Source organism: Acidovorax sp. (genome assembly GCF_046339755.1).
GTDB lineage: Bacteria > Pseudomonadota > Gammaproteobacteria > Burkholderiales > Burkholderiaceae_C > Acidovorax.
In genome coordinates, this window is sequence record NZ_JBKDTZ010000277.1 from 1 (window position 1) to 10,430 (window position 10,430).

The 10,430-nt window shown below is 66.4% G+C and carries 9 protein-coding genes; 6 read left to right on the plus strand and 3 right to left on the minus strand.

The window, feature by feature from the left end; translation table 11 throughout:
• Positions 1-134: 134 nt before the first annotated feature.
• Together ACK59X_RS23885 and ACK59X_RS23890 are read right to left on the minus strand one after the other, a co-directional pair.
• A complete protein-coding gene (locus tag ACK59X_RS23885; RefSeq protein WP_409960863.1) occupies positions 135-1,061 on the minus strand; it encodes an aldose 1-epimerase in 927 nt (308 codons plus the stop codon).
• Positions 1,062-1,080: 19 nt separating this feature from the next.
• A complete protein-coding gene (locus tag ACK59X_RS23890) occupies positions 1,081-2,022 on the minus strand; it encodes an SMP-30/gluconolactonase/LRE family protein (protein ID WP_409960864.1) in 942 nt (313 codons plus the stop codon).
• Positions 2,023-2,143: 121 nt separating this feature from the next.
• Between ACK59X_RS23890 and ACK59X_RS23895 the strand changes: the two genes are divergently transcribed.
• Complete coding sequence (locus ACK59X_RS23895; RefSeq protein ID WP_409960865.1) at positions 2,144-2,941, plus strand: SDR family NAD(P)-dependent oxidoreductase; 798 nt, start codon at positions 2,144-2,146, stop codon at positions 2,939-2,941.
• Here the strand turns inward: ACK59X_RS23895 and ACK59X_RS23900 are convergent, their stop codons facing one another.
• A complete protein-coding gene (locus tag ACK59X_RS23900; protein ID WP_409960866.1) occupies positions 2,942-3,904 on the minus strand; it encodes a LysR family transcriptional regulator in 963 nt (320 codons plus the stop codon).
• Between the two features lie 121 nt (positions 3,905-4,025).
• Between ACK59X_RS23900 and ACK59X_RS23905 the strand changes: the two genes are divergently transcribed.
• From ACK59X_RS23905 to mmsB, 5 genes are all read left to right on the plus strand, one after another.
• Positions 4,026-5,480: an aldehyde dehydrogenase family protein gene (locus ACK59X_RS23905; RefSeq protein WP_409960867.1), complete on the plus strand. Its 1,455-nt coding sequence runs from the start codon at positions 4,026-4,028 to the stop codon at positions 5,478-5,480.
• A gap of 64 nt (positions 5,481-5,544) precedes the next feature.
• On the plus strand, positions 5,545-6,510 hold the full coding sequence (locus tag ACK59X_RS23910; RefSeq protein ID WP_409960868.1) for an ABC transporter substrate-binding protein: 966 nt from the start codon (positions 5,545-5,547) through the stop codon (positions 6,508-6,510).
• Between the two features lie 106 nt (positions 6,511-6,616).
• On the plus strand, positions 6,617-7,687 hold the full coding sequence (chvE, locus tag ACK59X_RS23915; protein ID WP_409960869.1) for a multiple monosaccharide ABC transporter substrate-binding protein: 1,071 nt from the start codon (positions 6,617-6,619) through the stop codon (positions 7,685-7,687).
• 101 nt (positions 7,688-7,788) lie between these two features.
• Positions 7,789-9,306, plus strand: a complete 1,518-nt coding sequence (mmsA, locus tag ACK59X_RS23920; RefSeq protein WP_409960870.1) for a multiple monosaccharide ABC transporter ATP-binding protein — start codon at positions 7,789-7,791, stop codon at positions 9,304-9,306.
• Position 9,307: 1 nt separating this feature from the next.
• A partial coding sequence (gene mmsB, locus ACK59X_RS23925) for a multiple monosaccharide ABC transporter permease (protein WP_409960871.1) occupies positions 9,308-10,430 on the plus strand: 1,123 nt, incomplete at its 3' end.

Here is a 10,430-nt window from a genome sequence, read left to right on the forward strand (position 1 = left end):
GCTTCGAGCTGCTCAGCAGCCAGATCGAAGGATTCGTGGTGTTCGTGCTCAACACCACCTCGCTCGCGGCCCTGCGCGCGGCTGTGGACCGGCTGCTGGGCCGCGAGGTACCCGCGGACTGACCCTCTTTCTCTCTATGCAGTAGGGCCGAACCGCCACTGCACATGCAGGGCCATGGACTCGCCCTGCGCCAGCACGCGCAGTCCCGGCTGGCCCGGCAGGTGGAAGGCGTCGATGGGCTGGGTGATGGGCTCGAAGCAGAAGGCCGGGCCCTGCGGAGGGCGGTAGATCAGGCAGAAATGCTGTGCTGCCCCGCCATCCGACGCAAGGTCGGGCATGCGGGCCGTGAGCACCAGGCCGCGCTCGGGCCATTCGATGCGGGCGGCACCACCCCAGCCGGTGTAGCCATTGTCGATCAAGCCACCGTGGGCCGAGATGCCGGCGTTGAGGTTCCAGCCCTCGGGGAACTGCGTGGAGTGCCCAGTCGGCAACGGGTCGTCGCCGCAGAGCCAGACCCCCTCAACCGGCGCGCTGATGCGCGTGCCGGGCGTGCGCGGAAACCAGGGGTGCACGCCGATGCCGTAGGGCAACGGCTCGGTGCCCAGGTGGCGCACCAGCACATGCTGGTCGAGCCCGCCCTGCACCAGGCGGAAGGTCTGCACCGATTCGTAGTCGTACGGGTTGCCCTGGAAGCGCTCGGAGCGCAGGCGCATTTCCAGCGTATCGGGCCCGGGCTGCGACAGGGCCCAGGGCTGCAGCCAGCCGTCACCATGGATGGGATACGGCTCGCCCGCCCGGTTGGGCTGCATGGGGTGGAACTTGCCTGCGTGCGTGAATCCCCGGCCGCTGATGCGGTTGGACCAGGGCACCATGGCGAAGGATGCCAGCTTGTAGAGGTCTGGCGTGGCTCCGTCCCAGGGGCGCCACAGATCGATGCGGCCACCGGGCTGCGCCGGGTCGTCGATCTGCCACGCGGCCACACTGCCGCCCAGGGAGGGGACCAGGCCCAGGTGCTGGCCTGCATGGCTCAGCCAGGTGATGGGATGGGTTGCCTCGCTCATGCCTGTGCCTTCTTGAATATCAACCGCCAAACAGATGGGCGGGTAGGCCGGGCGCATCGACCTCAACGGCGAACACGCTGCCAGCCAGCGGTTCCAGGGCCAGCTGCTCCGGCGCGAGGCCGACGCGCGCGGTGGTGATGAACAGCGTACGGAAATCCGCGCCGCCGAAGGCGCAGGTGGTCACCTGGCTCGCGGGCAGCACCACGCGGCCCAGTTCCTCGGCGGTCTCGGGATCGTGGCAGGTCACGCAGTGGCCACCCCAGTGGGCGATCCAGAGGCGGCCCAGGGCGTCGGTGGTCATGCCATCGGGCAGGCCGTCCTCGGCACTGAAGCGTTTCCACATCTGCTTGTTGGACACGGTGCCGGCGGTGGCATCGAAGTCGTAGCGCCAGGTGATGGAACTGAGCGTATCGTTGAAGTACAGGCGCTGCCGGCCATTGGCCTCGGCCCAGGCGGGCCCGTTGGTCACGACGAAGCCCTCGTCGTGGCGCGAGCAGCGGCCATCGGGGTCGTAACGGTAGAGCGCGCCCGTGGGCAGCTTGCAATCGAAGTCCATGCTGCCGCCCCAGAAGCGGCCTGCGGCATCGCACTTGCCATCGTTGAAGCGGTTGCCGGGCAGCTCGGCCACGGGTTGGTGCAGGTAGCGCGGGGCGCTGTCGGTGGCGGGGTCGAACAGGGCGAAGCCACGGCGCAGGGTGATGATGAGCCCGGGCGCCTCCTTGCGCTCGGCCAGGGCCGAGATCTCCTCGTCAAAGCCCCACTGCCGGCGCTCCCCGCTGGCCGGGTCCCACCGGTACAGGCGGCAGCCCAGGATGTCCAGCCAGTAGAGCACCTGCTCACGCACCGACCAGACAAGACCCTCCCCCAGTTGCGCGTCGGCTTCGACCACGCAGCGCAGGGGGCCGAGAAGCCTGGGTGCAGAAAATCGCGGCGCGCCGGCCGGGTTGCTCGGGTGGTTCAAGGCGTGTCTCCTCGTTCGGTTCGGGCATTCGTGTGCGATGCCTCTTGACGCCGGGCATCTTATCAATCCCAATTGATGCACGGAATAATTATTTTTGGAATTTTTTGATATACAAATTGCAATGACAGTATCTGCCCTTACCCCTTCCAAATCTGCCCAGCTGTCCCGCTTTCCCAGCCTGCAGGGCCGCTCCGTCTTCGTCACCGGCGGCGGCAGTGGCATCGGTGCGGCCATCGTGTCGGCCTTCGCCGAACAGGGCGCGCACGTGGCCTTCGTGGATGTGGCGCGCGAAGCCAGCGAGGCCCTGGCCCAGCAGATCGCCGACGCCGGCCATGCCCGACCCTGGTGGCAGGTGTGCGACGTGCGCGACATCGCCGCACTGCAGGACGCCATCGCCCGTGCAGCGGCAGCGTTGGGCGATTTCTCGGTACTGGTGAACAACGTGGCCAGCGACGACCGCCACACACTGGAATCCGTGACGCCCGACTACTACGACGAACGCATGGCCATCAACGAGCGGCCCGCCTTCTTCGCCATCCAGGCCGTGGTGCCTGGCATGCGCCGCCTGGGCGCGGGATCGGTGGTCAACCTGGGCTCCACGGGCTGGCAGGGCAAGGGCGCGGGCTACCCCTGCTATGCGATTGCCAAGTCGTCGGTGAACGGGCTCACGCGCGGCCTGGCGCGCACGCTGGGCCAGGACCGCATCCGCATCAACACCGTGTCGCCCGGCTGGGTGATGACCGAGCGCCAGATCAAGCTCTGGCTCGACGCCGAGGGCGAGAAGGAGCTGGCGCGCAACCAGTGCCTGCCCGACAAGCTGCGCCCACACGACATCGCGCGCATGGTGCTGTTCCTGGCGTCCGACGATGCCGCGATGTGCACCGCGCAGGAATTCAAGGTGGACGCGGGTTGGGTTTGATCAATCCCCGGCTTCCAGCCGGCGCCCGTACTGCACCAGGCTGGTCTGCTTGAGCGCCTTCATCATCACCTTGGCCGCAGGCGATAGCAGGCGGTCGGTGCGGGTGATGATGCCGAAGGCGTCCATGTGGCAGGGCACGGCCAGCGGCAGGATCGCGACCATGCCGTGCGATGCGTAGTAGTGCGCCACATCGGCGCCGACCACGGCGATCATGTCGCTCTGCTGCAGCATGCGCGTCATGAACAGCAGGGCCGCGGTCTCCACCACGTTGACCGGCGGAGACAGGCCCTCCTGCTGGAACATCAGGTCGAAGCGGTGGCGCAGCACGCTGCCCGCGGGCGGCACGATCCAGCCGGCGGCCAGCACATCGCGCAGGGCCAGGCCCGGCACGCCCAGCAGCGGGTGGCCGGGCCGGGTCATGGCGCAGACCAACTCTTCGCTCAAGGGCTCGTAGCGCAGGTTGGTCTTGTCGTGCTCTTCGAACAGGCGGCCCACCAGGATGTCGAGCTTGCCCTGCTCCAGCCGGTCCATCAGCACCGGGCTGGTCTCGATGTCGAGCGAGATGCGCAAGCTGGGGTGCTCCTGCTTGACCAGGGCGACAGCGGCGGGCAGCAGGCTCAGCCCCGGCGAGGTGATGGCGCCGATGCCCACCTGGCCGAAGTGCCCGGTCTTGAGCGCCGCCATCTCCACATGCGCCTGGTTCAGGCTGGCCAGCGCCATGCGCGCATGGCGGATCATGGTCTCGCCGTACCAGGTGGGGCGCATGCCGCGCGGCAGGCGCTCGAACAGCGGCACCTCCAGCACGTCCTCCAGGTCCTTGAGCAGCTTGGACGCGGCCGGCTGCGTCATGCTGAGGACCTGGGCTGCGCGGTGGATGTTGCCCTCCTCGTCCAGCGCCACCAGCAGCAGCAGCTGGCGCGTCTTGAGCCGTGCGCGGATGAACCAGTGGTTGTAGGTGCTCATGGGGTTTTCCAGAATGCGTGGACGTATATGTATTTTGTCAAAAAAACTATTAGATTGATATCTAAATCGATCTTAGACTTTGCCGCAGTTCCGCACCAAGGGTTCTTCCTCCAAGGTTTCCATGAAGCTCGGCGACACACAGCAGCTCACCCCCCGGCACTTCATCAATGGGCGCTGGGAAATCGGTACCACCACCGGGGTGAGCACCAATCCGTCCGACACCCGTGAGGTGGTGGCCGAGTACGCCCGGGCTGACCGCAACCAGACCGAGCGCGCCGTCCGTGCCGCCGCCGACGCCCTGCCCCACTGGAGCCAGAGCAGCCCGCAGCGCCGCGCCGACGTGCTGGACCTGATAGGCACCGAACTGCTGGCACGCAAGGACGCCCTGGGCAAGCTGCTGGCGCGCGAGGAAGGCAAGACACTGCCCGAGGCCGTGGCCGAGGTGGCCCGCGCTGGTCAGATCTTCAAGTTCTTCGCCGGCGAGGCGCTGCGCATTCCCGGCGAGCTCATGGCCTCGGTGCGCCAGGGCGTGCAGGTGGACGTGACCCGCGAGCCCGTGGGCGTGATCGGCATCGTCGCCCCCTGGAACTTCCCGTTCGCGATCCCGGCCTGGAAGATCGCGCCCGCCCTGGCCTACGGCAACACCGTGGTGTTCAAGCCCGCCGAACTGGTGGCCGCCTGCGGCTGGGCCCTGGCCGAAATCATCAGCCGCTGCGGCCTGCCGGCCGGCGTGTTCAACCTGCTCATGGGCAGCGGCCGCGAAGTGGGCCAGACCCTGGTGGACCATCCGCTGGTCAACGCCATCAGCTTCACGGGATCGGTAGACACCGGCGAGCGCATCCTCAAGGCGGCAACGGCACGGCGTGCCAAGGTGCAACTGGAGATGGGCGGCAAGAACCCGCTGGTGGTGCTGGCCGATGCCGACATGGACCAGGCCATCGACTGCGCGCTGCAGGGCTCGTACTTCTCCACCGGCCAGCGCTGCACGGCATCGAGCCGGCTGATCGTCGAGGCCAGCGTGCACGACGCCTTCGTGGAGCGGCTGCGCCAGCGGCTCGTGGCATTGAAGGTGGGCCACGCGCTCGAACGCGGCACCGAGATGGGGCCTGTGGTGGATGCCCACCAGTTGGAGCAGGATCTGTCGTACGTGGAGATCGCCCGCGCCGAAGGCGCGCAACATGTCTGGGGCGGCGAGCGGCTGGAACTGGCTGCCCCCGGCCACTACATGAGCCCGGCCCTGTTCCTGGCCCGGCCCGAGCACCGCATCGCCCGCGAGGAGATCTTCGGCCCCGTGGCCTGCGTGCTGCGCGCCGACGGCTACGAGCATGCGCTGGCCCTGGCCAACGACACACCCTATGGCCTGTGCGCGGGCATCTGCACCACCTCGCTCAAGCACGCCATGCATTTCAAGCGCAACGCCGTGGTCGGCATGACCATGGTCAACCTGCCCACGGCGGGGGTGGACTTCCACGTGCCCTTCGGCGGGCGCAAGGATTCGAGCCACGGCCCGCGCGAGCAGGGGCGCTACGCCGCCGAGTTCTACACCACCGTCAAGACCGGCTACATGCTGGCTTGAATCGCCAGGCTTCTTTCCCGCAGTGCATTTCTTTCTTCAACAACAGACAGACAGGAGACAAATGATGAAACTGAACCGCCGGACCCTCGTATCCGCCCTGGCCTGCGCCCCCGTGGCCGGGCTGCTCCCGGGCGCCGCCTGGGCCCAGAAACCCATCGTGCTGGGCTTCAGCCAGGTGGGTGCCGAGAGCGAGTGGCGCACCGCCAATACCGAGTCGATCAAATCGGCCGCCAAGGAGGCCGGCATCGAGCTCAAGTTCTCCGACGCCCAGCAAAAGCAGGAGAACCAGATCAAGGCCATCCGCTCCTTCATCGCCCAGAAGGTGGACGTGATCGCCTTCTCGCCCGTGGTGGAGTCGGGCTGGGAGAACGTGCTGCGCGAGGCCAAGGCCGCCAAGATCCCGGTGGTGCTGACCGACCGCGCGGTGAACACGAAAGACACCTCGCTGTATGTGACATTCATGGGCTCGGACTTCGTGGAAGAAGGCCGCAAGGCCGGCCGCTGGCTCGTGGACAAGATGAAGGACCAGAAGGGCGAGATCAACATCGTGGAGCTGCAGGGCACCGTGGGCTCGGCCCCGGCCATCGACCGCAAGAAGGGCTTTGAGGAAATCATCAAGGCCGACGCCAAGTTCAAGATCCTGCGCTCGCAGACCGGCGACTTCACCCGCGCCAAGGGTAAGGAAGTGATGGAGGCCTTCCTCAAGGCCGAGGGCAAGAAGATCAACGTGCTGTATGCGCACAACGACGACATGGCCATCGGCGCCATCCAGGCCATCGAAGAGGCCGGCATGAAGCCCGCCAAGGACATCGTCATCATCTCCATCGACGCGGTCAAGGGCGCCTTCGAGGCCATGATCGCCGGCAAGCTCAACGTGAGCGTGGAATGCAGCCCTCTGCTGGGCCCGCAGCTGATGACCGCCGTGAAGGACATCAAGGCCGGCAAGGCAGTGCCCAAGCGCATCGTGACCGAGGAAGGCATCTTTCCAATGGAAGTGGCCGCCGCGGAGTTCCCGAAACGCAAGTACTGACCCCGGCGCCTGCCGGCAACCCGGCGGGAGGCCGGGAGCGCCCGCACCAACAGGTGTGGGCGCGACATGAAAAACACGACAAAAGCAACCAGGAGACCAATCCATCATGAAACGCATCCTTTTCAAGACCGTGCTGGCCACAGTGGCCTTTGCCGCCATCGGCGCGGCCCCGCTGGCCCAGGCGCAGGACAAGGGCCTGATCGGCATCTCCATGCCCACCAAGTCCTCGTCGCGCTGGATCGCCGACGGCGACAACATGGTCAAGGTGCTCAAGGAGCGCGGCTACAGGACCGACCTGCAGTACGCCGAGGACGACATCCCCAACCAGCTCGCCCCGAGCGAGAACCTGGGCACCCAGGGCGCCAAGGTGCTGGTGATCGCCTCCATCGACGGCACCACGCTGTCGCGCGTGCTGCAAAGCGCGGCGGACAAGGGTGTCAAGGTCATTGCCTACGACCGGCTCATCAAGGGCTCGAAGAACGTGGACTACTACGCCACGTTCGACAACTTCCAGGTGGGCGTATTGCAGGCCAGCTCCATTGTGGACAAGCTGGGACTGAAGCAGGGCAAGGGCCCGTTCAACATCGAGCTGTTCGGCGGCTCGCCCGACGACAACAACGCCTTCTTCTTCTACGACGGCGCCATGAGCGTGCTCAAGCCCTACATCGACAGCGGCAAGCTGGTGGTGCGCAGCAAGCAGCTGGGCATGAACAAGGTGGGCACCTTGCGCTGGGACGGCGCGGTGGCCCAGTCGCGCATGGACAACCTGCTCTCGGCCTACTATGGCAAGGACAAGGTGCATGCCGTGCTCTCGCCCTATGACGGCCTGTCCATCGGCATCCTGTCTTCGCTCAAGGGCGTGGGCTACTGCACGGCGCAGCAGCCCTGCCCCGTGGTGAGCGGCCAGGACGCCGAGATCCCCTCGGTCAAGTCCATCCTCAAAGGCGAGCAGTACTCCACCGTATTCAAGGACACGCGCGAGCTGGCCAAGGTGGCCGCCGGCATGGTGGACGCCACGCTCTCGGGCAAGCAGCCCGAGATCAACGACACCAAGACCTACAACAACGGCGAGAAGGTCGTCCCCTCCTACCTGCTCAAGCCGGTGTCGGTGGATGCCGCCAACTGGAATGCGGTGCTGGTGGGCAGTGGCTACTACAAGGAATCGCAAGTGAAGTGACCCCAGCCTGGACCGGGGGCGGCAGCGTATCTCCCCCAGTGCCAGGGCAGCGTGAGACAACAGAGGACGCCCCGGCGGCGCCTCCTGCACGAGCCCAGTCCATGATTCTTGAAATGCGGAACATCCGCAAAACCTTTCCCGGCGTGGTCGCACTCAACCAGGTGAACCTGCACGTGCGCGCCGGCGAGATCCATGCCATCGTCGGCGAGAACGGCGCGGGCAAGTCCACGCTGATGAAGGTGCTCTCGGGCGTCTACCCGCACGGCAGCTACAGCGGCGAGATCGTCTTCGAAGGCCAGGAGCGCCAGTTCGGCGGCATCCGCGACAGCGAGCACCTGGGCGTGATCATCATCCACCAGGAGCTGGCCCTGGTGCCCCTGCTCTCCATCGCCGAGAACATCTTCCTGGGCAACGAGACCGCCCGCCACGGCGTGATCGACTGGATGGAAGCGCACAGCAAGGCCCGGGCCCTGCTGAAAAAGGTGGGCCTCAAGGAATCGCCCGAAACCCTGGTCACCCACCTGGGCGTGGGCAAGCAGCAGCTGGTGGAGATTGCCAAGGCGCTGTCGCGCCAGGTGCGCCTGTTGATCCTCGACGAACCCACGGCCAGCCTCAACGAGAACGACAGCCAGGCCCTGCTGGACCTGCTGCTGGAACTGAAGAAGCAGGGCATCACCTGCATCCTGATCTCGCACAAGCTCAACGAGATCTCGCGCGTGGCCGACGCCATCACCGTGCTGCGCGACGGCAGCACGGTCGAATCGCTGGACTGCCGCACCGGCCTGGTCAGCGAAGACCGCGTGATACAGGCCATGGTGGGCCGCGAGATGGCCGACCGCTACCCACCGCGCCAGCCCGACATCGGCGCCACCGTGTTCGAGGTGCGCAACTGGCGTGCCTTCCATCCACAGCACAGCGACCGCGAGGTGCTCACGGGCATCGACCTCACGGTACGGCGCGGCGAGATCGTCGGCATCGCCGGCCTCATGGGCGCGGGCCGCACGGAGCTGGCGATGAGCATCTTCGGCCGCTCCTGGGGCCGGCGCATCAGCGGCCGGGTGCTGCTGCACGGCCAGGAGATCGACGTGAGCACTGTCGAGAAGGCCGTGCGCCACGGCCTGGCCTATGTGACCGAGGACCGCAAGGGCAACGGACTGGTGCTCAATGAAGACATCCGGTTCAACATCTCGCTGGCCAACCTCGCCGGCATTTCCACCGCCACGGTGATGGACCCTGGCCGCGAGCACCAGGTCGCGCAGGGCTACCGGCGCCAGCTGCGCATCCGCTGCTCGGGCGTGGAGCAGAAGACGGTGAACCTGTCGGGCGGCAATCAGCAGAAGGTGGTGCTGGGCAAATGGCTGTTCACCAACCCCGAGGTGCTCATCCTCGACGAGCCCACGCGCGGCATCGACGTGGGCGCCAAGTACGAGATCTACACCCTGATCGCCCAGATGGCGGCCGAGGGCAAGTGCGTGATCGTGATCTCCTCGGAAATGCCCGAGCTGCTGGGCATCACGGACCGGATCTACGTGATGAACGAGGGCCGCTTCGTGGCAGAGATGCCCACGTCCGATGCCTCCCAGGAAAAGATCATGCGCGCCATCGTGAAAGCCAGTTGATATGACCCCCATGACCCCTTCCCCCACCGCCACACTGGCCAGCGCCTCCAATGAAGCACAGGGCCACGACAAACCGCTGCTGGAGCACCTCAAGCACAACTTCCGCGAGTACGGCATGTTCATCACGCTGGTCGCCATCATGGGCTTCTTCCAGGTCATGACGGACGGCACGCTGCTGCAGCCGCTCAACCTCACCAACCTGCTGCTGCAGAACAGCTACATCGTCATCATGGCGCTGGGCATGCTGCTGGTGATCGTGGCGGGCCACATCGACCTGTCGGTAGGCTCGGTCTGCGGCTTCATCGGCGCGCTGGCGGCGGTGCTGATGGTGGAGTACCGCTGGCACTTCCTGCCGGCATCGCTGGTGTGCCTGCTGTGCGGCGGCATCATCGGTGGGCTGCAGGGCTGGTTCGTGGCGTTCTCGCGCATCCCGTCCTTCATCGTCACGCTGGCGGGCATGCTGGTGTTCAAGGGCCTGGCGCTGGCGCTGCTGGCCGGGCAGTCGGTGGGGCCGTTCCCTGCGGAGTTCCAGATGCTGAGCTCGGGCTTCATCCCCGACATGTTCAGCGTCGAAGGCCTCAAGCTCACCTCGCTGCTGCTGGGCATGGTCGTGGCGGTCGCGCTGGCCGTGGCCGGCGTGCGGGCGCGGGCCAACCGCATCAAACATGGGGTGCAGGCCGAGCCGCTGGCTTTCTCTTTGACCCGCACGGCCGTTTTCGCGGCGCTGCTGGTGTATTTCTCCTACCTGCTCGCCTCCTACAAGGGCCTGCCCAATGTGCTGGTGGTGATGGCACTGCTGATCGTGCTGTTCGACTTCGTCACCAGCCGCACCACCATAGGGCGGCGCATCTATGCCATGGGTGGCAACGAGAAGGCGGCCAAGCTCTCGGGCATCAAGACCGAGCGGCTGTCTTTCTACGCCTTTATCAACATGGGCGTGCTGGCCGCCCTGGCCGGCCTGGTCTTCGCCGCGCGGCTGAACACCGCCACGCCCAAGGCGGGCCTGGGCTTCGAGCTCGACGTGATCGCCGCCTGTTTCATCGGCGGGGCCTCGGCCTCGGGCGGCGTGGGCACGGTCATGGGCGCGGTGATCGGCGCCTTCGTGAGGGGGGTGATGAACAACG